The sequence below is a fragment of the Turicibacter sp. H121 genome, assembly GCF_001543345.1.
GTDB classification, from domain to species: domain Bacteria; phylum Bacillota_I; class Bacilli_A; order MOL361; family Turicibacteraceae; genus Turicibacter; species Turicibacter bilis.
This window is the reverse complement of sequence record NZ_CP013476.1, coordinates 411,096-434,472: the sequence shown is the minus strand read 5'-3', so window position 1 is coordinate 434,472 and position 23,377 is coordinate 411,096. Positions and strand designations below refer to the sequence as shown.

The window sequence follows — 23,377 nt, the reverse complement described above, 5'->3', positions numbered from 1 at the left end:
TTAAAAAAGTAACAATATAGCATATTGTAAATATGACAAAAGGTTAAATGGTTGATGAAATATCATCCTTTTTTTTCATCTTAGGAAAGATTAAAATTTCTAAGTTTTCTTGAAACAAATCGTAGTTTTAGCTTTATAATAAAATAAGTAGATTAGACAATAGGAGTAATGCTTATGTACCAATTAAACGGGTATGAAATATCAATTGATCATGTTTTAGAGCAAGCTAAAACGTATATTAAAAATCCAGATAGTATTGCGGTCATCGAACGTGCTTTTGAACTTGCCTTTCAAAAACATAAAGACCAATTGCGAAAATCAGGTGAACCTTATATTATTCATCCGATTGAGGTTGCTTATATTTTAGCTAAATGGCAAACAAGGCCTCGTACGATTGCCTCAGGACTATTACATGATATTATCGAAGACACAGAGATTACAAAAGAAGAAATTGCAGAATTATTTGATGATGAAATTGCAGAAATTGTTGACGGTGTAACGAAGCTAACGAAGCTTAAATATAAATCAAAAGAAAAACAACAAGCAGAAAATCACCGTAAAATGTTACTAGCCATGAGTAAAGATATTCGTGTAATCCTAGTTAAATTAGCGGATCGTTTACACAACATCCGAACACTTAAATTTTTACCGCCTGAAAAGCAATGTTCCATTGCTCATGAAACGATGGAGATTTATGTTCCGATTGCCCATCGCTTAGGGATGTATCGTGTGAAAGCTGAGCTTGAGGATACCTCACTTCGCTTTTTGAAGCCAGAAGATTTTTATCGTATTGCCCAATTAATTAAGCAAAAAAAACATGAGCGTGAGCAACAAATTCAAGAAATGGAAGACGAAATTACGGCCGCTTTAGCGGAATATCATATTCCGTTTGAAATCAAAGGTCGTATTAAAAATATTTATAGCGTGTACAAAAAAATGATGACGCGCGAAAAAGACTTTGAAGAAATCTATGATTTATTAGCAATTCGCTTAATTGTTAATTCAGTTCCAGAATGTTATTCAGCTCTTGGAGTGATTCATGCGCACTTTAAACCTATCCCAAATCGTTTTAAAGATTATATTGCCATGCCAAAGCCAAATATGTATCAGTCATTACATACGACCATTATTGGTCCAAATGGAAATATATTTGAAGTACAAATTCGTACAAAAGAGATGGATGAAATTGCTGAACAAGGGGTTGCAGCACACTGGGCATATAAAGAAAATCGTCAAATTACGGCTAAACAAGAACAACAAGAAATTCAAGATAAATTAAAATGGTATGAAACATTAATTGCGTACCAAGAAGAAGTGAACGATGCTGAAAAATTAATGAAGCTTGTTAAAGATGACATTTTTAATGCCAATGTTTATGTGTTTACACCTAATGGTGATGTCTTTGACTTCCCTCCAGGATCAACACCAATTGATTTTGCTTATCGTATTCATACCAATTTAGGACATAAAACAACGGGTGCAATAGTTAATGGTAAAATCGTGACCTTAAATTATCAATTAAAAACGGGCGATATTGTTGAAATTAAATCCTCTCGTAATTCGTTTGGTCCGAGTGAAGATTGGTTAAATATTGTTAAAACATCACAAGCACGCCATAAAATTCGTCAATACTTTAACCGTACTAAACGTGAGGAGTATACGCATAAAGGAGAGGAAATGTTCTTAAAAGAACTAGCCTCAAAAGACTTATCATTGAGTTCAATTGATATGCAAAAATTACTTGGAGCGTATAAAAAACAAAGTATTGAGAAATTAGATGAATTATATTATCAAATTGGGCGCGGACGCTTAGTAGCTAAGATGATTCTTGAGCGATATTTTGCGGATGGGAAAGAAGTTGATGATACAGAGTTAATTCAACAAATTAATGATGCAGCAAAAATCAAAGAAGAACATCGTAAAAAAGCAAAAAATCGTTTCGGAATTATTGTAGATGGGTTAGATAATGTTGATTTACGCATTGGTAAATGTTGTCACCCGGTTCCGGGTGATCCAATTGTTGGTTATATTACAAAAGGAAGCGGGATTACGATCCATCATGCTGAGTGTCATAATGCTAAAATAGATGGTCGTATTGTTCCAGTTGAATGGGATGATGAGCATTCAAATTCATTTAATGCTAAGATTAAAGTGACAGTCCTTGATCGTAAAAATGTGTTAGGCGATATCATTCAAAAATTAACGGTTATTAATGCAAATATTACAGAATTAAATGCATTGACTTCAAATGATACGATTATTATTAACTTATCGTTATCTGTTCGTAATATTGATCAATTAGTAAGTGTTGTGAATACGATTAAACGGGTCAAAGATGTCTTTAGTGTCGAGCGTATCATTCAATAGTGAGGTGAAAACAGATGAGAGTCGTTGTTCAACGAGCAAGACAAGCAAAAGTAACGGTTGATGGTAAGGTAACAGGTGCTATTGAACATGGATTAATGCTATTAGTTGGGATCACGCACGAAGATACAGTGAAAGATTTAGAGTATTGTGCAAAGAAAGTCGCTAATTTACGAATCTTCGAAGATGAACAAGGAAAAATGAATTTATCAATCAAAGAGGTAGGCGGATCGATTCTTTCTATTTCTCAATTCACCTTATACGGGGAAACTAAAAAAGGGAATCGACCAAGTTTTATCGAGGCAGCACGTCCAGAGGTCGCAGAGCCTTTATACCATCAATTTAATCAAATTTTAAGAGAGACTTATGAGATACAAGTAGAAACAGGAATATTTGGTGCAATGATGGATGTCTCATTTACAAATAATGGTCCTGTTACTTTAATCGTTGAATCTTAAAAAGAAATGTATTATAATAAAGAAAATAGTCAATAATACTTATAAATTCGAAGATCGAGAGATTCTATAAAAATAATACGTGACAGAGAACGAAGCCTTGGCTGGAAGCTTCGACGGATAAATTATAGATAGACACTCGTGAGAAAATATTCTGAACTGCTAGTAGGAATATTCGTTGACGGCGTTAACGTTTTAAAGTGGTAATAGTTTTAGACTGTTACAAGTAAGGTGGCACCGCGTATACTACGTCCTTAGATTTAATCTAAGGACTTTTTTTATACTCGAAAAAAGGCTTTACTAAACACGATGAAATAACCCAATCATCCTGAATGAGAGGAAAGCCTCAACAATCATGACTATGAAAGGAGCTCTAACATGAATTTCAGTAAACCAAAAGGAACATACGATGTTCTACCTAAAGAAAGTGCACGTTGGCAAAATGTTGAAAGTTTAATTCGTGAAATCTGTTCAATTTTCAACTATAAAGAAATCCGTACACCAATGTTTGAAAGTACACAATTATATCACCGTTCTGCTGGTGAAACATCAGATGTTGTTTCAAAAGAAACATATGACTTCAAAGATCGTGGAGATCGTTCAATGACATTACGTCCGGAAGGAACAGCTGGAGTCGTGCGTAGTTACATTGAAAATAAATTATATGCAGATCAAATGGTTCAAAAATTATTCTATATTGGACCAATGTTCCGCTATGAGCGTCAACAAAAAGGACGTTATCGTCAACACGTTCAATTCGGGACAGAAGTATTTGGAAGTGCAGATCCTGCTATCGATGCAGAAGTTATCTCATTAGCTGTTACGTTATATCAAGTTTTAGGACTTCGTAACATTAAAGTTAAATTAAACTCATTAGGGGATACACAAAGTCGTGAAAACTATCGTGCAGCCTTACTTGCACACTTTGAAGGGCATAAAGAAGAGTTATGTTCAGATTGCCAAGTGCGTTTAGAAAAAAATCCATTACGCGTGTTAGATTGTAAAGTTGACCGCAATAAAGAGATTATGCAAAACGCTCCTCAAATGATTGATCACCTAACAGACGAAGATCGTGCATACTTCTTAAATGTTCAAAAATATTTAAAAGCGATGGGAATCGAATATGAGTATGATGCGACATTAGTTCGTGGATTTGATTACTATACACATACAATCTTTGAAATCCAAGCAGACATTGAAGGATTTGGAGCTCAAAACACATTATGTGGTGGAGGGCGTTATAACAAGTTAGTGTCTGAATTAGGTGGACCAACAGTTCCAGCTATCGGATTCGGTATGGGACTTGAACGTTTATTATTAGCATTAGAAGCTGAAGGAATTCAAGTTGCTGGAGAAGATGCTGTGGACTTCTTCTTAATCGCATTAGGAGAAGATGCTAAGATCTTTGGATCACGTTTATTATTTGATTTACGTTCACGCGGATTAGCCTGTGAAACGGACTATTTAGGGAAAAACTTAAAAGGTCAATTTAAACAAGCAGATCGCTACAATGCTCGTTATACAGCAATTCTTGGAGATGAAGAATTAAAACACGGCATGATTAATATTAAAAATAATCAAACAGGAACTCAAGAAACCATTCCAGTTGGATTTATTATTGACTACATTATTCAAGACCAACAGCGTAATCACCAACATGGTGGAGGATGCTGTGGTGGTCATGGACACGATGAAGACCATGGATGCTGCGGTGGACATGGACATGATGATGACCATGAATGCTGTGGAGGAAATGGACACGGCTGTGGATGCCAACATTAAGAAGAGGTGAGTAGTATGAATCGTACACATAATAATGGAGAATTAAGACTTGAACATGTAGGTCAAGTTGTTGAATTAAAAGGTTGGGTTGCTAAAACTCGTAACTTAGGTGGATTAGTTTTCATTGATTTACGCGACCGTTATGGAATTACTCAGTTAGTAGCTAATCCAGAAAACGTAAGTCATGAAGTTTTAGAAGCGGCAAACAAAGTACGTAATGAGTATGTAATCGCTGTTAAAGGAACAGTGGCTGAGCGTCAAAGTAAAAACCCTAATATGGCAACAGGAGATATTGAAATTATCTTAGATGAACTAACAATTATCTCTGAAGCAGAAATGACACCTTTAATTATTGCTGATGAAACTGATGCGTTAGAAGATACACGTTTAAAATATCGTTATTTAGATTTACGTCGTCCTGTGATGCAAAAGAACTTCATTTTACGTCACAACATCTTAAAATCAATTCGTAGCTATTTAGATGGAAATGATTTTATTGAAGTAGAAACGCCGTATTTAAATAAATCAACACCAGAAGGAGCACGCGACTATTTAGTTCCAAGTCGTGTCCATGAAGGTCATTTCTATGCTTTACCTCAATCACCACAAATCTTCAAACAGTTATTAATGGTTTCGGGATTTGAACGCTATTATCAAATCGCTCGTTGCTTCCGTGATGAAGATTTACGTGCGGATCGTCAGCCTGAATTCACTCAAATTGACATTGAGACATCATTCTTAACTCAAGAAGAAATCATGAATATGATTGAAGAGATGCTAGTTAAAATGATGAAAGACGTTAAAGGATTAGATGTTGCTCGTCCGTTCCCACGTTTAAGCTATGAAGAGGCGATGGGACGCTTTGGTTCAGATAAGCCAGATACACGTTTTGAAATGGAATTAATTGCTTTAAATGACGTTGTTGCTAATTGTGGCTTCTCAGTATTTGCACAGGCAGTTGAAGCTGGAAATGAAGTTAAAGCATTATGTGTTAAAGGAGCAGCAGAACGTTTTTCTCGTAAAGACATTGATAAATTAACAGACTTTGTTAAAAAATATAAAGCTAAAGGTTTAGCATGGATTAAAGTAGTTGAAGAAGGATTCAACGGTCCAATTGCTAAATTCTTCAATGAAGAAGAAGTTGCGAATATTAAAGCAGCAACAAATGCTGAAGTGGGAGACTTATTATTATTTGTTGCTGATAAAAAATCAGTCGTTGCAGATAGCTTAGGAGCATTACGTTTACATTTAGGAAAAGAATTAGGATTAATCGATGAATCTAAATTCAATTTCTTATGGGTGATTGATTGGCCATTATTCGAATATGATGAAGAGGCTGGACGATTCTTTGCTGCTCACCATCCGTTCACAATGCCAAGCTTAGATACATTAGACACATTTGATACAGATTCTCACAATGCAAAAGCACAGGCTTATGATATTGTCTTAAATGGATACGAATTAGGTGGAGGATCATTACGTATTTACCGTCCAGATGTACAATCTCGTATGTTTGAAACATTAGGATTTACAAAAGAAGAAGCTGAAGAACAATTCGGATTCTTAATGAACGCATTTAAATATGGAACACCTCCACACGGTGGATTAGCGTTAGGATTAGACCGTATCGCCATGATCTTAACAGGATCTCAAAGCTTACGCGATGTTATTGCTTTCCCGAAAAATGCATCAGCATCATGCCCGATGACTGAAGCTCCTGGAACAGTAACAGACGCACAATTAGAAGAATTACATATTCAACTAAGAAAATAATGAAATTGCTAGGCCTAGTTAATGAGACTAGGTCTTTTGGCTCTTTGTCAACTGGTGTGGGTGAAGAAATTTTATACCTGTAATCGTGAGGGATTAAGCTGCTCATTGAGCAGTTTGATTCCTTTTATTTTTTTGTTCAAAGGTGTACTTATGGATAATCAAAATTCTAGCTTTGAAATGATAGAAACTACGGTATCCAAAGGCCATGCGTTTAATCACTTTAATCTTGTTATTAATCCCTTCAAGCACTCCATTGGTATAAGATGTTTCAATCGTATTTTTGATATAATCTTGGTAGTTAGTTAATGTTTTTAAAGCTGTTTTCATTTCAGGTGAAAGTAAGTCAGAGGGGTTTTGAATGGCATGATGAAAAGCATCAAAGTTGCGAAGTTTGATGGCCTGTTTGATGGTTTGATAGAAGTCATAAGTCGCTTTTAATTCAGGATCTAAAGCGAGTAAAAAGTCGATGATTTCTTGTTGAGAAATCTGCTTTTTGAAACAGTTAGAATAGAAGTAGTGGGTAGAATGGATATCCTCTTGGGCTTTTAATAAAAGGCGCCAATAATGTTTGAATTTATTGTAGAATTCTTTGTTTTGGTTCATGAAGCGAATACGAGTTTTATTGAGGGCACGAGATAAAAGTTGAACGACGTGGAACTTATCTAAAACAATTTTAGCGTTGGGAAACACCTCTTTAATGAGTGTCATATACGGAGCATACATATCAATAACAACGTGAGTTACACCTTCACGGGCCTCCTTAGAAAATCGCATGAAATAAGGTTTTAAAGTGCTTAGACGACGGTCTTCAACGATATCAATTAACTTCCCATTAGAAGCATCACAAAAAATGAATGACATAGCCCCTTCCGCTGATTTGACCGACTTAAACTCATCAAAACAAAGCACCTTTGGAAGAGAGTTAAAATGAAGGGGTTGTTCCTCGTACGATGTATGAATGATCCGATTGACCGTTGAATGGGATACGTTGAGTTCACGGGCAATATCTGACTCGGATTTTTTATGGCTAGCCTCTAGGAAAATGGCTTGTTTAAGGGGATTAGAAAGGTAACAATTAGATTCTACGAGAGAGGTTTTAAGCGTAAAGGTACGATCACAATGACGGCATTTATAGCGTTGCTTTTTTAAATCGAGATAGGTATCAAAGCCAGAGAGTTTCATCATCTTAATACGAGAGGTTTTGAAGCCGTGTTTAATGATTTGTGAGTCAAAGAGATGACCACAGTTGTAACAATGGGTCGGTTGAAAAGAGAGGATACCAGAAATCACCTTAGAGCGGATCCCGTTAATCTGAACATCTTTCATCCAATTTTCTGAAAAAGTAATATTTTTATCTTTTAAATCGAGTAAAGTTAAGATACAATTATTGTGAGACATAAACCCAATCCTTTCGTGTTTTTTTTGGTCAATTACATGGTATAGAATTTGGGACGTGATGTCTCTTTTTTTATACTTATTTTTTTATTCCAAATAAAAGAAGTGTGGGAATCACCCACACCAAATATTATAGAACCGGTCTTTTTAGCGTAAATAAGTGTATAAATTTGTATTTTTTTGTGTAAAAAAATACCCAACTGTTTTCAATTATGGCTAAATCATGTAAAATGGTGCTATATGTTTTTTCTTCATAAATAGTCTAGAGTTATTTAACTATTAGGGGCAGGATAAAGAAAGTATAGTGAAATGTACTGATACTATTTTCGGAAGCGGTTATGATAACGAATCGTGTGATTATAGGACAGAGTCGAAAGGGACGGTGTAGACATGAATATGAAAAAGATCATGAAGCAACCATTAGTAGTTTTTGGTAGTATATTTTTTATTACAACCTTACTGCTAGTAGGTGTTCTTGTTTATCAAGTTAAGGGGATTACTGATGGTGGGAAAAGTAGTGATAATTTAATAAAACCAACTCCACCAATTGTTGAAAAAGTTCAAGATGAGTATCAGTTATCAGATGTAGCGACAGCTTATCAAAAAGAAGTTTTTGAAGAGTTAGTGACTGCGCAAGATGCATATAAAGCTAAATATACGGATTTAACTAAAGAAGAATATGCGACTTTAGTTGTGAAAAATTTCATAGCAGATTTCTATACATGGTCTAATAAGACCGGACGTAATGACGTAGGTGGTGTACAATTTATTGCAGAAGAAATGAAATCTACTTTTAGAAAACAGGCTATTGATGGATTTTATGAAAATTTAGATTTTTATTTAAATGATTATGAAGCGACATCTTTAATAACTGTCAATGATGTAACTATTTTAGATGTTAATTTAAATGATACACTTAAAACAGAGGATGAAGTGATTGATTGTATTTCAGTTCAAGCGAGTTGGAAATATGAATTATCTTCTTCAGTTGAGGTAGAACAATTCCAAAGTGAAGCAACATTTATTTTAACTGAATCAGAAGATTATTTAGTCCTGAATGCAATTTTATCGGAGTAAGGAGGGGAAAGGCATGTTTAATAATAAGGGTTTAAAATGGATTTACAGAATAATTATGATTTTACCAATTATTCCAATTATATGGAATATTATTTATATCAATCAATATTCAGGATTTGATGCTTTGTTGCGTTTGAATCTTTCGTTAATCTTCATCTTCTTATATTTAGCCATTTTAATGTTTGGATTATATGTTGTTAAAGAAGAGAACAAAGTAGGCACAATCATTTTAACAATAGTTGCATTGATTGGTCTTTTTACAGGAACTTATTTTGGATATGTTAATACACGTGTTTATCATTCGCTAAATAACATGACGATGCAAGACTCAATTATTAGTTATAGTTTAGTTACAATGGCAGATAGTCCCTTCACTGAAGCAAAAGATTTGGAAGGGTATACAATTGGGACTTTAAATTTAACTAAGCAAGAAGTGATTGATAATATTGACGAATTTTTAGAAGAAAATGAATTAACAGATGAAGTAGAAGTTGAAAAATATGATTCTCCAATTTCTATGATTCATGATTTATATGATGGAAAAGTTGATGCGATTATTGTAGGAGATAACTATAGTTCATTATTTTCAGAACAATTAGGATTTGAAGATATTAAAAATGAAACTAAAATATTAGCTAATATTGACACTGTTATTCAGCAAGAAGCTTTAAAACCAGGAATGACTAATACGTCATTAATTGACAATCCATTCTCTATTTTACTAATTGGAGTAGACTCAACTGAACAAGGATTAGAAGCTGCCTCATTAGCTGATTCATTAATTATAGCGACTGTGAATCCTCAGAATCTATCAGTAACGATGACATCTATTCCACGTGATTCATATGTTGAAATTCCATGTTTTAATAATACAAAAGATAAAATTACGCATTCAAATAATGGTGGAACAACGTGTGTCATTGAATCAGTTGAGAAAATGTTTGATTTAAATATTCCTTATTATGTAAAGATTAACTTTAAAGGGGTTGTTGAGTTAGTTGATACAATCGGTGGAATTTACGTTGATGTACCTGTGACAATTGAAGAACAGGATAGTAATCGACAGTTTGGTGAGCATTTAATTACTGTTGAGGAAGGGTATCAACATTTAAATGGAGAACAAGCGTTAGCACTTTCTCGTCATCGTAAGACGTTAGCTAAAGGTGATTTAGGTCGTGCAGAACATCAACAATTGGTTATTGAGGGAATTGTAAACCAAATGTTAACAGAAATGAACACAGTTGGTGAGTTTTTAGATTTATTAGATGTTTTAGGTAATAACATTGAAACAAATATCTCACTCAATCAGATGACATCAAGTCTTCAATATTTATTAGGGCTTGTCTCAACATTTAATGGTCAAAATCCATTAGACTATATTCATATTAAGAGCATGGTTGTAAGTGCTCAATATGGTTATATGGATAATCCGTATTATAACTTTAAGTTAAGCTATGCTTTCCCATATAAAGGGGCTATCGCAGATGCACGTGAACAAATGTTAATTAACTTAGAGAAGGAATCGCCTCAATTTAACTATAGCTTCACATTTAATGGATTTGAAGAATATGAAGGCACTCAGTGGGTACAAACGTATTATAATGAGCCACTTCCTGGAGGAGCAACAGAGAATAATGTAACTACAGATGATGACGGAGAAGAGCAAGTAAAAAGGCCTATAGCAGACGAAAATAACTCATCTACTAATAATCCAACTATTAATAATTCGAGTTCGATTAATAGCGGATCAAATATTGGAACAGGTGGAAATGGATCTAACACAGGAACAAGTGGAAATGGATCTAACATAGGAGCAGGTGGAAACGGATCTGACACAGGAGCAGGTGGAAACGGATCTGACACAGGAGCAGGTGGAAACGGATCTGACACAGGAGCAGGTGGAAACGGATCTGATACAGGAGCAGGTGGAAACGGATCTGATACAGGAGCAGGTGGAAACGGATCTGACACAGGAGCAGATGGAAACGGATCTGACACAGGAGCAGATGGAAACGGATCTGATACAGGAGCAGATGGAAACGGATCTGATACAGGAGCAGGTGGAAACGGATCTGATACTGGAACAGGTGGAAGTCCAACAACACCGGAACCACAACCGACACCGCCGGGATACGGTAACATCGTCATCAAAGCAGGAGTTATAAAAATTCATTTGTTAAGTTTTTTTATGATAAATAAAGGTAAGTTAAAGTTATTTGAATGAGAAGAGTGTGTCATAGTCTTTCTATGACACACCTTTTCATAATGTTTAATAATTGATAAATTATAGTTTAGTAGGAAAGAATATAGAATTAGAGGTGATTTTATGCGTATGAAACATTCGCTACTTAATATGTTAGTAGCTACAATACCAAGTTTAATTTTGCCTATTGTTGGTTTTGTAAAGTTTAGTCTTTTTTCGGATATATATGGTGGTTCGATTAATGGATTGTACTCGACAATGATTCAAATTATGGGATTTTTAAATTTAGTGGAGGGTGGTTTTGGAATTGCGTTTCAACAGATTCTTTATCAACCGTTAGCTCAAAAAAATTATAAAAAAGTAACGGAATTATATAATGGAGCAATCTATTTATTTAGAAAAATGGGATTGATTATATTTGTTTTAGGATTAATTGTGGGATTAGTTCAACCATTATTTGTAAGTCAACGAGGAGGGGTCATCTCAACCTTCTCAATTTATAGTATTTATTTCTTATTATTAGCGCCAGTGGTTGTGTCTTATTTTTTAATGGGACCAAATATCGTTGTTCAGGCCGATCAACAATATTATAAGATCAACTTAGGAATTCAATTAATTACATTATTGCGTTCAATTTTAGTGATTGTGATTGCTATGATGGGATTCTCATTAGAAGTAGTGTTAGTAGCTGATGGAATCTTGACCATTGTTTCATACGTTTATTCGCGTAATAAAGCATTAAAATTATATCCTTATTTAAAAGATAATAAAGAAGCACGTGATTTAAGCGCACTTGAAAATACAAAGCATGTTTTTGTACATAAGATTTCAGGTGTTGTTTTATCAAATACAGATCCTGTGTTATTAACCTATTTTATTTCTCCGTTAATGACGAATGTATATAATGCTTATAATATGATTTGTTCGAGCTTAATTAAGGTTTTATATGGAGTTATTCAAGCACCCGTTGATAGTTTTGGGAACTTATTCTCAAGTGATGAAAATCATAAGTATTCTACCTTCTTACAATATGCTAACTTTGCGTTCTTTTTAAGCTCTATTGTATCAAGTATTCTCTTTATTACAGCTAATGATTTTGTTCGTTTATGGATGAAGGATGAATTGTATGTTTTATCATATTTTGGAGTGTTCTTATTTACTATGAACACATATTATCTTGTTTCTAGAGAGCCTTTATTAGTCGTACGTAATGTGAATGGCTTATTCAAAGAGACGAAAAAAATTGCTTTATTATCTGCGTTAACTAACTTAGGGATTTCATTATTATTAGTTAAACCATTAGGGATCGTTGGAATTTTATTAGGAACATTCTTAACACATTTTATTATTGATTTCTTTATGTCAGTTCAATTAGTATATCCTAAAGTATTTGGTTTACCATCATGGAATTATTATAAATTTGTGCTACTTCGTACATTAATTATGTTTGGACTTACTTTTATCGGACTTTGGGGATGGAGACTGATTTTCCCAACTGGTGTTAGTCACTTAGTTATTTGGTTTATCGGTGCAGCTAGTTTAGGTCTCATTGTCTTAGCAGCTTATCTTATGATTTACTATTTATTATTTAGTGATTTTAGAGATTTTGTTCAGCGCTCAATGAAGTTGTTCAAACGTAAGAAAGGAAATCATTAAAAATACATTGTATCCTGTGAGGACTAGACTATTAGCTAGAGTCTAGGGATTTAAAGGAAGGTTAGAGAATGAATAAAATAAGTGTAGTTATTCCTGCTTATAATGTAGAAAAGTATATTGATAAGAGTTTTGAAAGTTTATTAAATCAAACTTTCAAAGAGTTTGAGGTTATTGCTATTAATGATGGTTCACAAGATCATACACTAGAGAAAATGAAAGCTTATGAAGCGCGTGATTCAAGAATTCGTGTCATTAATAAAGCAAACGAAGGAGTAGGAGCTACTCGAAATTTAGGTCTGACATTGGCGAGTAGTGATTATATTATTTTCATTGATCCAGATGATTGTTTACATCCAGATATGTTGAAGTCATTATATGAAAAAGCAGTTGAAACAAATGCAAATGTCATTGTTTGTGACTATTATGAATGTTATGAACAAAGCACAGACAAGACTTTAATGACCATTCCAGTTGAATCAACAGATTTGCTTGTCGTTGAGGAGCAAAAAGATTTAATATTTAAAATAACGCCCGCTCCTTGGAATAAACTCATTAAGACTTCTATTTTAAAGGAACATAAAATTGAGTTTCCGTTAAATTATCGTAGTGAAGATCTCGTCTTTACATTGAAATTATTAGCACAATGTAAAACGTTAGCCATTGTTCATCAACCGTTATATTATTATTTAGCGAATCGAATGAATAATGTGTCAAGTGCAAATGATGAACGTGTTTTACATACACTTAATGCGCTACAAGAAATTATAACTAGTTATGAAACATACAATCTTAAACAATTATTTGAAGAAGAGTTAGAGATGCTAGTTATTAAGCAAATTCAGTATGAGTTGCATAAAGTTATCTATATTACTGATAAAGAACTGGCAATTCGTATTATAAATGAGTTTTATCAGTTTATTGAAAGTAATTTTCCAACCTGGAGAAAAAATAAATATTATCAATCATTATATCAAGAAATGAATTTTATGAATAAATATCGTGTCTGGATTTATGAACAACCGTATCGTTTAAAAATTTATTATCAAATCCGACAGTTGAAACGAGTTCTTAAATAAGAAGGTGAGTTAAAATGGCAAAGATAAGCATTATTGTTCCTATCTATAATGTAGAGAAATACCTTAAGCGCTGCTTAGATTCATTAGTAAACCAAACATTTCAAGATCTTGAAATTATCTGTGTTAATGATGGGAGTCCTGATCAATCACAAAAGATTATTGATCAGTTTACACTAGATTACCCAGGAAAAGTAATCTCTGTTCAAAAAATAAATGGAGGATTAGCTGATGCCAGAAATTATGGTCTAAATTATGTCACAGGTGAATATGTTCTTTTTATTGATAGTGATGACTGGATTGAAAGAGACATGTGTGAAAAGATGTATCAGGTAGTTCATCAAGAAGGTGCAGATTTAGTCGTCTGCGATATTAAAAATGTTTATGAAGATGGGCGAAGTGTTTATATTTCATGCGGCGATTTTAAAGTTGGAAATGTTGAAACATTACCTTCGGTTTTGACCATTGATAATAGTGCATGTAATAAGTTATTTAAGAAAACGTTATTTGATGATGTTAAATTCCCGGTAGGGGTTTGGTATGAAGATTTAGGATGTATTCCTATTGTTCTATCTAAAGCTCAAAAAATTGTCAAAGTCAATGAGGCTTTTTATAATTATTTTCAAAGAGAAGGATCAATTATGAATACTTACTCTGAGAAGAGTTTAGATATTTATAAAGCCTTGAAGTTAATAGAAGATAATTTTCAAGGAAATTATCAGTCAGAGATTGAGTTTCTATATATTAAAAATTTAATGTTATATGGATGTTCTCGTAATTTAACAGTTGAAAATGGTGATCGTTATATTAATCATGCTGTAGACTTTATGAGAAACCACTTCTCATCATGGCTAAAAAATGAATATGTCAAAAATTTATCAGCTAAAGATCGTTTTATTTTATGGTTATATAGTAAGAAGCAATTCAACATGGTCCGACAATTATTATCTCTCAAAAAAACATTACGACGATTAAAATAATGAGTAATTTATTTTTATTAGTATAGGGTATATTATGAAGGGAATAGAGGCGTTAAAAGTAAGAGTCTTCTAAGTTAAATGACTATTGAATAGTGAATTTAATATTATGTTGAAACGATTGGAAGTGAGATTGTGTCAAAGAAAATTTTATTTGTAACCGATGAGATGACGTTGGGGGGCGTTTCTCGGGTATTAAATAACTTATTGCAGGAATTAGTAAAGCAAACTAGTTATGAGATTGATTTACTTGTATTACACAAACATGGTGAAATGCTTAAAGATGTTCCATCTGGAGTTAATATTATTGAGGGATCAAAGTTTTTTAGAGTGATTGATTTACCATTAAGTCAAATTATTAAAAGTAAAAATATTTCATTATTAATTAATAAATTATATTTGTTATGTTTAATGAAGACAGGATGGATTGGACGAAAAATTAAATCTGAACGTAAAAAAATGAAACTTTCATCTTATGATGTTGAAATTGCATTTAAAGAGGGATTTTGTACGATTTTTGTTGCTAATGGTTCTAGTCGTAAAAAAGTAAATTGGATTCATCTAGATTATAAGAAACAAAACTTCTCATCGAATCATATGCCACTAATGAAGAAGATGCTTGAGTTAATTGATGTAAATGTAGCTGTTTCTAAAGTGGCAGCACAATCTTATCAAGAAGTCTTTGATTTAAAAGAGGATGTTAAAGTCATTCATAATATTATTCAATCTGATCTAATAAAAGAGAAGTCTGCTCAATCTGTTAATCCAGATGATTTAAGACTCTTTGAAAATAAAGATTTAACATTTATTAGTGTAGGACGATTAGTCGAACAAAAAGGATATGATCGTTTAATAAAGATTCATCGTCGCCTGATTGATGAAGGATTTAAACATAATATTATGATTATCGGTAATGGTGAAGACGAGCAAACCTTAAAAACTGAAATAAAAAAGAATAACTGTCAAGAAACGTTTAAACTGATTGGATATCGAGAAAACCCATTCGCTTATTTTAAATTAGCAGATTGTTTTTTATTACCTTCTCGTTATGAAGGATTACCGACTGTTGTCTTTGAATCTTTAATTTGTCAAATACCTGTTATAGCAACAAAAGTGGCGGGTATTGAAGAACAGTTAAAGGATAGTAGCTATGGTTTAGTTGTAAACAATGATGAATCTGATTTTTATGAAGCGATGAAGACGATTATTATGCATCCTGAAAAATTAGAAAAGATGAAAGATAAATTAAAGGATTATCACTATCAAAATGAAATGATTATTACTCAAATCAGTAAGTTAGTGGAGGGGGATTTATGCTAGATAAATTTAAAAAACTTAATAATCCAAAGTTTTATACGTTATTAATTTTTGTTTTTTTAATTATTCAACCTATCGTTGATTTAGACTATCTATTAAATGATTTTTTGAAACAGTATCATTTAATTGTTCCATCAACATTTATCAGATTCTTAGGAATTCCATTATTAGCGATTATTGGATTTTTATTTGTTGATAAAAATAAAAAGAAATCTTTTTGGATGATAGTATTTTTAGGATTAATCTTAGGCACTTATTCTATTTTGCACTTTATTGAAATCAGACAATTAAATTTAAATCTTCCTGAAACGTTTAGAACAGATATTAAAATTGAACTAAAATATATCTTAATCATGACATTACCATTTATTTTAATGTATTGTACATATCTGGCCCAATTTAGTAATGAAACATTTAATAAAATTATTGTAATTACCTCGGTAATTACATGTAGTGTCATCTTTATTACTGATTTATTTGCTATCTCATTTGGTAGTTATGGAGGAACAACACAAGCTAATTTCTTTTCATGGTTTACGGGAGGATATGAACAGTTCCAAGACCCAAAGTTATTGATGTCTAAGGGATTATATCATGCAGCAAATGTTCTAGGGGCCTTGCTTTTTATGTTGCTTCCATTATTATATAAAGTGTTATATGAGGTCAAAAGAAAATGGCCAATCTTCTTACTGATTTTACTTCATTCTTTATGTATGATGATGGTTGGAACACGAGTTGCTACCTTTGGTGTCATTCTTATTGCTATAGCAGCACTTGGAACTTATATTGGATGTAGTGTCATTCGCTTAGCAAAGTTTAATCTTAATTTTCTATTAAATTTGGGAATTATTATTTTCTTAGCCTTGGCAATCTATCCAAATACTCCAGCCATTAAGTATCAAGAGTTTAACACCCAGTTAATTAAAAATTTAAAAGAAGAAGAAGAAAAGAATGATAGTGTTAATCAGATGTCAACACAATTAGAGTTGCTACAACAGAAAATTGAGGATGACGATGGTAAGAAGGCTGTATTAATAGCGGTTTTAAGAGAAAATGCTCAGTTATTAACATTCCCATCCATTTATTACGATGAAATTTATCCGATAGAATTTGATCCTGAGTTTTGGAACTTTGTTGTTAATCAACCCTTTGAAAAACGTAGTGATGGGAGAAAGCTTCAAAAATTATTCTCAGAATATAAGTGGGATTTAATGGATACTAAAGAAAAAATGCTTGGTATGGGGTTTTCGACATTAAGTGAAGGTCAATTAATTATTGAGCAAGATGGATGGCGTCAAATCTATACGATGGGAATTATCGGAGCAATTATTTTTATTACTCCATATCTTGTCTTAGTCCTAGCCTCAACAATTAATGCGTTAAGAAAGTTTAAAACTATTGTTAATTTTAGTAACCTAATGCTATTATTATCAACTGGTGTCGGTTTAGGAGCTGCTTATTATAGCGGACACGTCTTAGATGAATTGTTTACGAACTTATATTTAGGATTTATCACAGTTACATTGTTCCTTAATACGACATTAAGTAAAAAGGATTATAGGAAAGTTAAGGTGAAATAATGCCAAAAGTTAGTGTCATTGTTCCAGTCTACAATGTAGAAAAATATTTAGATCGTTGTCTTGATTCATTAGTCAATCAAACTCTTCAAGAAATTGAGATTATTGTGATTAATGACTCAACACCTGATCAATCACAAATTATTATTGATAAATATATGAATCTTTACCCAAATAAGGTATTCAGTTATATCAAGCCAAATGGGGGGCTCTCTGATGCTAGAAATTATGGTATGAGTAAGATGAAGGGAGATTATTTTGGATTTGTAGACGGTGATGATTACGTTGAATATTCGATGTTTGAAAAATTATACGAACGAGCAACTCAGGAAGAGGCTGATGTTACAACGTGTGATTTTTATTGGACTTATCCGAATCGTTTACAAAGAGCAACTGATGGACCTTATACAAATGAGAGAGAGTTATTAACGAAGATGATGCCGACAGTTTGGAATAAGCTATATAAGAAAAGTTGGTTTGATTCATTAGATATCAAATTTCCAGTAGGCTTAAGATATGAGGATAGTTCCTTTTCCATTCGATTAGCTCCATTTATTAGAAAATTAGCTTATGTAAATGAACCACTTGTTTATTATGTTCAACGTCAAGATTCAATTACTTATACTCAAAACTCCAAAGTTGGTGATATGTTAACAGTCTTTAATGATATTTTTGAATTTTATCAAAAACATAATTTATACCATCAATATCAGAGTGAATTAGAGTATTTAACATTAAAATATTTTTTAGGAAGTTCTTTCTTACGAGCTGCACAAATTCAGGATAAGAATACTCGAAAGGCTATCCTAAAAGAAGGTTGGGACTTATTAAATAAGAGATTTCCAATGTGGAGAAAAAATCAATATTTATTATCTCAAAAGGATAAGAAGCATCTATATTATCGATACACCAATAAATTAATCTATAATGCATTAGCGAATGCAATTTATATCATGAAAGTTAAACTTAAGAAATAAGGTGATGATTAAACGTGAAAAAAGGAAAGGTTTTATTTTGCTCTAGTGCAGGAGGGCATTACACGGAATTATTACAGTTACGCCATCTTATTAAGAAGTATAATGGAGTTATTATTACTGAAAAAACGAAGATTTCAAAAGAGACAGAGTTTCCAACAGAGTATTTAATGTATTGCTCTAAAAATGATGGATGGATCTATATTTTTGAATATCTTTATGTATGGTTAGTTTCGTTCATTTATTTTATCAAGTATAATCCTAAGGTTATTATTTCTACAGGTGTTCATTCAACGATTCCGATGTGTGTTTATGGGCGTTTATTTGGTAGAAAAGTGATTTATATTGAAACAGTTGCAAATGTTCATACGCCATCAGTTAGTGGGAAATTAATGTATAAAATAGCTAATGAGTTTTATATTCAATGGGAGGAGCTATTAGAAGTTTACCCAAATGCTATTGTAGGAGGGTGTTTATTTTGATTCTCGTTCTATGTGGGACACAAAAACAAGATTTTACACGTCTTATACGTCTTGTTGAACAGGTCGCAAATCGTGAGGAAATCATTATTCAAGCGGGCCATAATCATTACGAAACTGATAAAATGAAATTATTTAGTTTTATTCCTAATGATGAAATGGAAAAATTATATCAACAAGCCAGTCTGATTGTAACTCATGCTGGAGCTGGTTCTATTCTTCAAGGTGTTAAAAATCATAAAAAAATTATTGCAGTACCTCGTTTAAAGAAATATCATGAACATGTCAATGATCATCAAATTGAGCTAGCCACTAAATTAGAACAATTAGGATGTATTTTGACATATCAGGATGGAGAGGATTTTATCTCCTTATACGAGAAAGCTAAAACATTTAATCCGCTTCCATTTAATCAAAAAGGAAATATTGAAGGCTTAATCGATCAGAGTTTAGAAAAATATTTAAAATAAGGTGAGATAAAATGAAGCAAGCTTTTTTAATTGTGGCACATAAAAATTTTGAACAAACAAAGCAATTAATTGAATTTATTGCAGATGATGATCACCATGTCTATATTCATATCGATCAGAAGAATGACGGCCTATTTAATCAACTCAAACAATATTTCCAATCCTTCAACACTGTTTTTTTCTTAGAGCAACGAATGAGCATTAATTGGGGAGGGCTGTCTCAAGTACTAGTAACAATTCAATTATTAAAACAGGCTAGTAATAGAGGCTATGATTTTTATCATTTAATAAGTGGACAGGATTTATTTATTAAGAGTAAGAAGGAAGTATCGTCATTTTTAAAAAAGAATAAAGGACGTCAATTTCTTGAAACTTTAGACATAGAAGAAAATCTATGGCGAATCAAAGGCTATTATTTATTTAGTGATAGTAAGTATAATCGAACACGACCGGTTTACATCATTAATAACTTCCTTTCAAAGTTTTATAGAAAATATCCTCTTCGCCCTAATTTTAAGGGATATAAATTATATAAAGGTGCTAACTGGTTTACACTGTCTGGAGATTGTGTTGAATATATATTAAATTATTTAAAAGAGCATCCTGAATATATCAGAGACTATAAGTATACGATTTGTGCAGACGAACATTTTTTCCAAACTTTGATTTTAAATTCTCCATTTAAAAATACGGTAGTTCATAATACACTACGTGAAATTCAGTGGAATGGTGGACCAAACCCTAAAACATACACACTTGAAGATTATCAATTAATCTGTGAGAGTGAAGCATTATTTGCACGTAAATTTGATTCAGAAGTAGATAATGAAATTATTAAAAAAGTATATCAGTATATAAAAGAATAATAAGAAAAAGCTATACGACGTTCTATCGTATAGCTTTTTTAAGTGGAACTTTGTCAAATAGTGTTGCTGATTAAATGGTGACCTATTACAGTGAAAGACTAAATTGAAATCCTAGCGGCTATGCTGCTAGGATTTTTCTTTTAGGTTTAGTTAAATTTTGAATCATAAGAATACGTGATTTAATTACCCTACTAGTGGAGGAAACATGCTTCGCATGGCAGGTGACCCAATGATAGAAACTACGATATCCAAAGGCAATACGTTTAATGACTTTAATTTTATTATTAATTCCTTCGATTGGACCATTTGTATAGGGAGTCGTTAATGTGTTTTTGATATAAGCTTGATACGTTTTAAAGGTTTGAAAAGCTGTTTGAAGTTCAGGAGAAATAAGCGAATGTTCTGTTTCAAGTAAGTCATTCAAGCGATCGATGTTTTTCGTTTGAATAGCGAAAAGTAAATCTTGATAAAGATCATAAGTTGCTTTTAATTCAGGTGATAAATCAAGTAGGAAGTTGAGGATATCAATTTCACGCATGGGTTGTTTAAAACAGTAAACTGTTCGATAATTAGTGGTATTAGGTAGCGTGTGAGACTTTAAAAATAATCGCCAATAACGTTTGAATTTACGACTGTGTTTCTTAAATTTTTTCATGAGTCGAATACGAGTTTTATTGAGTGCACGAGAAAGATGTTGAACTAGATGGAATTTATCAATGATCATTTTGGCATGGGGAAAAAGCTCCTTAATCAAGCTCATGTAAGGAGCATACATATCGATGACAATATGTTTCACTCGAGCCCGTGCTTCTTTGGTATACCGCTGAAAATAGGTTGAGAGTGAGCTTAAACGACGATCTTCAATGATATCAATGATTTGTTTGGTATCTGCATCGCAAAAGATAAAAGACATGTGACCCATTCCCTAGCAGTGGAGGATTTATGCTTCGCATGCTAGGTGACCCTCGGCAGACTTAACGGACTTAAACTCATCAAAACAAAGATTTTCAGGAAGGTAATTAAAGTTCAAAGTTTGAGCCTCATAAAAGCTATGGATGATCCGATTGACAGTTGAATGAGAGACCTGATGACGACGGGCAATATCGCATTCTGAAATCTTATTTTGAGCGTCTAACGCAATGGCGTGTTTCGTGTGATAAGAAATATAACAGTTCTTTTCAACGATTGAAGTGTTTAGTGTAAAGGTAGATTGGCAATGGCCACAATAATAACGCTGTTTTTTTAACTCTAAATAGGTATCATGGAGTGAGACTTTTGGAATGACAATTCGAGAGGTTTTAAATCCATGTTTCTTAAATTTTGAATCAAATAGAGTTCCGCATTTTTGACAATGAGTCGGTTGATACGAGAGGATTCCTTTAAAAATAAAGCTAGTAATTCCGTTTAATTTCACTTCTTCAAGATAATCGTCCGGAAATGTAATGTTTTTATCTTTAATATTTAAAAGTTTTCTAGTAAAATATGAGTGAGACATCAAATCTTATCCTTTCAATATTGTTTTAGCCGATAACATTGTAACAGGATTGAGACTTGAGGTCTCTTTTTTTTGATGCCATGAAAAAAGTGCTGCTTACTCAGCAACACCAAATATTATAGAACCTTTTAAGTTAAAAAAAACACAAGCAAATGCTTGTGTTTCTCCAAAATACCGTAGGTGTTAGGATATAAACCCGCTAAATTAGCAGGTGGGCATCGTATCTAATACGTTAGGAGTCCTAGGTGGAAAAAGCTAGGCATTCAACACGGTATTAGAGAATCGGATTCCCTTATCAAAAGTGTTCGGATTTAAAGAACTAATCACCTTACGCATATCTCAGATTTTGATTAGATTTTATCATGTTCTTGGTAAAAAGACAATAACCTGAAATAATAAATCTCATGATTCATTGATTTATCATGGCACCAAATTGATCGACAATCTGATTGCAGATTGTTAGATTATCTAGGGCCATTTTTTATCATGTTTAGGGGACATGATGAATGGTTATATTAGATAAACTAGTTTAAAATGTGTGTGTGTTTATTCATAAAAAATAATAAAGTTCAATCAATTTTGATTTTAATTTTATCATGTTCAGGAATATTAATCAACTATTAATTTAATATTTTAAAAACTTCTCTAAATTTGTGATCATTAAGCGAAATTTATGTTTAATTGGTGGCTTTATCGTATCTAATCTATAGGTAATCTAAATGAATATAATGACCCAAATTGCCGTAAGTGTTAGGATGTAAACCCGCTAAATTAGCAGGTGGGTATCTTATCAAATTCTTTAGGAGTCCTAGGTGAAAAAAGCTAGGCATTCAACACCGAATTTGAGCGTCAGATTCCCTTATTAGAAATGTTCGGATTTATAAAGAACTAATCACTTTACGTACAATCCAGGATATTTTGAATTCGGGTCACTCATGACCGGATACATATCCTAACATGTCGGGCCAACAAAATCAATATGATTGGTTCTGGAAAGTCTTAGTTAATGGGCAGGTTATGAATGATACCCAAATGGCCGTAAGTGCTAGAGTATAAACCCGCTAAGTAGCAGGTGGGTATCTTATCAAATTCTTTAGGAGTCCTAGGTAGAAAAAGCTAGGCATTCAACACCGAATTTGAGAATCAGATTCCCTTATTAGAAATGTTCGGATTTAAAAAGTTAGTCACTTTACGTACCATTCAGGAATAACCTTTTTCATGGGGAAAGCTATCTTAACATGAAAGAGAATTGAAATCAACAAGGGAATGTTTGGAAAACCGAATCCTTATTGATAAAGAAAGTAATCCTCTCTATCAGAGGCAGGAAAGCTATCTTAACACGAGAATGAATTAAAAGCAATCAGGTGATATCTGGAAGTTAATATGAATCTAACAGATTGATAGGAGTGGTTGTACATAGAAACAGAAATGTATTTTACAACTC

At 32.7% G+C, this 23,377-nt stretch carries 18 protein-coding genes, 3 other RNA genes and 1 other annotated feature; of the genes, 15 read left to right on the top strand and 6 right to left on the bottom strand.

What is annotated here, in order from left to right; all coding sequences use genetic code 11:
* Positions 1–174 precede the first annotated feature (174 nt).
* The 4 genes from AT726_RS01935 (at position 175) to aspS (ending at position 6,374) form a co-directional block, all read left to right on the top strand.
* The gene (locus tag AT726_RS01935) at positions 175–2,367 is read left to right on the top strand and encodes a RelA/SpoT family protein (protein ID WP_068758909.1); all 2,193 of its coding nucleotides are present in this window, start codon (positions 175–177) and stop codon (positions 2,365–2,367) included.
* Positions 2,368–2,381: 14 nt separating this feature from the next.
* Positions 2,382–2,822: a D-aminoacyl-tRNA deacylase gene (gene dtd, locus AT726_RS01930; RefSeq protein ID WP_055244477.1), complete on the top strand. Its 441-nt coding sequence runs from the start codon at positions 2,382–2,384 to the stop codon at positions 2,820–2,822.
* Positions 2,823–2,863: 41 nt separating this feature from the next.
* Positions 2,864–3,078, top strand: a binding site (T-box leader).
* 119 nt (positions 3,079–3,197) lie between these two features.
* On the top strand, positions 3,198–4,601 hold the full coding sequence (gene hisS / locus AT726_RS01925; RefSeq protein WP_055244479.1) for a histidine--tRNA ligase: 1,404 nt from the start codon (positions 3,198–3,200) through the stop codon (positions 4,599–4,601).
* 15 nt (positions 4,602–4,616) lie between these two features.
* Complete coding sequence (aspS, locus tag AT726_RS01920; RefSeq protein ID WP_055244481.1) at positions 4,617–6,374, top strand: aspartate--tRNA ligase; 1,758 nt, start codon at positions 4,617–4,619, stop codon at positions 6,372–6,374.
* 102 nt (positions 6,375–6,476) lie between these two features.
* Here the strand turns inward: aspS and AT726_RS01915 are convergent, their stop codons facing one another.
* Complete coding sequence (locus AT726_RS01915; protein ID WP_055277709.1) at positions 6,477–7,772, bottom strand: ISL3 family transposase; 1,296 nt, start codon at positions 7,770–7,772, stop codon at positions 6,477–6,479.
* Between the two features lie 387 nt (positions 7,773–8,159).
* Between AT726_RS01915 and AT726_RS01910 the strand changes: the two genes are divergently transcribed.
* The 11 genes from AT726_RS01910 to AT726_RS01860 all read left to right on the top strand — a co-directional run bounded on the left by AT726_RS01910 (position 8,160) and on the right by AT726_RS01860 (position 20,438).
* Positions 8,160–8,846, top strand: a complete 687-nt coding sequence (locus tag AT726_RS01910; RefSeq protein ID WP_068758908.1) for a hypothetical protein — start codon at positions 8,160–8,162, stop codon at positions 8,844–8,846.
* A 13-nt stretch (positions 8,847–8,859) separates the two neighbouring features.
* On the top strand, positions 8,860–11,070 hold the full coding sequence (locus AT726_RS01905; protein ID WP_068758907.1) for an LCP family protein: 2,211 nt from the start codon (positions 8,860–8,862) through the stop codon (positions 11,068–11,070).
* A 102-nt stretch (positions 11,071–11,172) separates the two neighbouring features.
* The gene (locus AT726_RS01900) at positions 11,173–12,705 is read left to right on the top strand and encodes a hypothetical protein (protein ID WP_068758906.1); all 1,533 of its coding nucleotides are present in this window, start codon (positions 11,173–11,175) and stop codon (positions 12,703–12,705) included.
* A gap of 68 nt (positions 12,706–12,773) precedes the next feature.
* Positions 12,774–13,781, top strand: coding sequence for a glycosyltransferase family 2 protein (locus tag AT726_RS01895; RefSeq protein WP_055274755.1), 1,008 nt, complete (start codon positions 12,774–12,776; stop codon positions 13,779–13,781).
* Between the two features lie 14 nt (positions 13,782–13,795).
* Positions 13,796–14,758, top strand: coding sequence for a glycosyltransferase family 2 protein (locus AT726_RS01890; RefSeq protein WP_055274756.1), 963 nt, complete (start codon positions 13,796–13,798; stop codon positions 14,756–14,758).
* A 132-nt stretch (positions 14,759–14,890) separates the two neighbouring features.
* Positions 14,891–16,075 carry a glycosyltransferase gene (locus tag AT726_RS01885; RefSeq protein ID WP_237297162.1) on the top strand — a complete coding sequence of 395 codons (1,185 nt, stop codon included), beginning with the start codon at positions 14,891–14,893 and terminating at the stop codon, positions 16,073–16,075.
* Positions 16,069–17,652 (top strand): O-antigen ligase family protein, encoded by a 1,584-nt coding sequence (locus AT726_RS01880; RefSeq protein WP_068758905.1) that lies wholly within the window; start codon positions 16,069–16,071, stop codon positions 17,650–17,652. The genes AT726_RS01885 and AT726_RS01880 overlap by 7 nt, the downstream gene beginning before the upstream one ends.
* Positions 17,652–18,626 carry a glycosyltransferase family 2 protein gene (locus AT726_RS01875; RefSeq protein ID WP_055274758.1) on the top strand — a complete coding sequence of 325 codons (975 nt, stop codon included), beginning with the start codon at positions 17,652–17,654 and terminating at the stop codon, positions 18,624–18,626. Before AT726_RS01880 ends, AT726_RS01875 begins: the two co-directional genes overlap by 1 nt.
* Positions 18,627–18,640: 14 nt before the next feature.
* The gene (gene pssD, locus AT726_RS01870; RefSeq protein WP_055274759.1) at positions 18,641–19,105 is read left to right on the top strand and encodes a PssD/Cps14F family polysaccharide biosynthesis glycosyltransferase; all 465 of its coding nucleotides are present in this window, start codon (positions 18,641–18,643) and stop codon (positions 19,103–19,105) included.
* Complete coding sequence (pssE, locus tag AT726_RS01865; protein ID WP_068758904.1) at positions 19,102–19,572, top strand: PssE/Cps14G family polysaccharide biosynthesis glycosyltransferase; 471 nt, start codon at positions 19,102–19,104, stop codon at positions 19,570–19,572. The genes pssD and pssE overlap by 4 nt, the downstream gene beginning before the upstream one ends.
* 11 nt (positions 19,573–19,583) lie before the next feature.
* Complete coding sequence (locus tag AT726_RS01860) at positions 19,584–20,438, top strand: beta-1,6-N-acetylglucosaminyltransferase (RefSeq protein ID WP_068758903.1); 855 nt, start codon at positions 19,584–19,586, stop codon at positions 20,436–20,438.
* Positions 20,439–20,556: 118 nt separating this feature from the next.
* Here AT726_RS01860 and AT726_RS12955 read toward each other — a convergent pair whose 3' ends face one another.
* The 5 genes from AT726_RS12955 to ssrS (AT726_RS01840) form a co-directional block, all read right to left on the bottom strand.
* Positions 20,557–21,351 (bottom strand): ISL3 family transposase, encoded by a 795-nt coding sequence (locus AT726_RS12955; protein ID WP_201023069.1) that lies wholly within the window; start codon positions 21,349–21,351, stop codon positions 20,557–20,559.
* A 27-nt stretch (positions 21,352–21,378) separates the two neighbouring features.
* Positions 21,379–21,933: a transposase family protein gene (locus AT726_RS12950; protein ID WP_070099790.1), complete on the bottom strand. Its 555-nt coding sequence runs from the start codon at positions 21,931–21,933 to the stop codon at positions 21,379–21,381.
* Positions 21,934–22,092: 159 nt separating this feature from the next.
* A non-coding RNA gene (gene ssrS / locus AT726_RS01850) (6S RNA) lies at positions 22,093–22,282 on the bottom strand.
* Between the two features lie 377 nt (positions 22,283–22,659).
* A non-coding RNA gene (ssrS, locus tag AT726_RS01845) (6S RNA) lies at positions 22,660–22,851 on the bottom strand.
* Between the two features lie 103 nt (positions 22,852–22,954).
* Positions 22,955–23,143: non-coding RNA, 6S RNA (gene ssrS / locus AT726_RS01840), on the bottom strand.
* Positions 23,144–23,377: the final 234 nt, after the last annotated feature.

Bases quoted from the DNA above. Each gene is read 5' to 3' on its own strand.
- AT726_RS01935 (WP_068758909.1), top strand. From the start codon at position 175: ATGTACCAATTAAACGGGTATGAAATATCAATTGATCATGTTTTAGAG.
- dtd (WP_055244477.1), top strand. From the start codon at position 2,382: ATGAGAGTCGTTGTTCAACGAGCAAGACAAGCAAAAGTAACGGTTGAT.
- hisS (WP_055244479.1), top strand. From the start codon at position 3,198: ATGAATTTCAGTAAACCAAAAGGAACATACGATGTTCTACCTAAAGAA.
- aspS (WP_055244481.1), top strand. From the start codon at position 4,617: ATGAATCGTACACATAATAATGGAGAATTAAGACTTGAACATGTAGGT.
- AT726_RS01915 (WP_055277709.1), bottom strand. From the start codon at position 7,772: ATGTCTCACAATAATTGTATCTTAACTTTACTCGATTTAAAAGATAAA.
- AT726_RS01910 (WP_068758908.1), top strand. From the start codon at position 8,160: ATGAATATGAAAAAGATCATGAAGCAACCATTAGTAGTTTTTGGTAGT.
- AT726_RS01905 (WP_068758907.1), top strand. From the start codon at position 8,860: ATGTTTAATAATAAGGGTTTAAAATGGATTTACAGAATAATTATGATT.
- AT726_RS01900 (WP_068758906.1), top strand. From the start codon at position 11,173: ATGCGTATGAAACATTCGCTACTTAATATGTTAGTAGCTACAATACCA.
- AT726_RS01895 (WP_055274755.1), top strand. From the start codon at position 12,774: ATGAATAAAATAAGTGTAGTTATTCCTGCTTATAATGTAGAAAAGTAT.
- AT726_RS01890 (WP_055274756.1), top strand. From the start codon at position 13,796: ATGGCAAAGATAAGCATTATTGTTCCTATCTATAATGTAGAGAAATAC.
- AT726_RS01880 (WP_068758905.1), top strand. From the start codon at position 16,069: ATGCTAGATAAATTTAAAAAACTTAATAATCCAAAGTTTTATACGTTA.
- AT726_RS01875 (WP_055274758.1), top strand. From the start codon at position 17,652: ATGCCAAAAGTTAGTGTCATTGTTCCAGTCTACAATGTAGAAAAATAT.
- AT726_RS01860 (WP_068758903.1), top strand. From the start codon at position 19,584: ATGAAGCAAGCTTTTTTAATTGTGGCACATAAAAATTTTGAACAAACA.
- AT726_RS12955 (WP_201023069.1), bottom strand. From the start codon at position 21,351: ATGTCTTTTATCTTTTGCGATGCAGATACCAAACAAATCATTGATATC.
- AT726_RS12950 (WP_070099790.1), bottom strand. From the start codon at position 21,933: ATGTCTCACTCATATTTTACTAGAAAACTTTTAAATATTAAAGATAAA.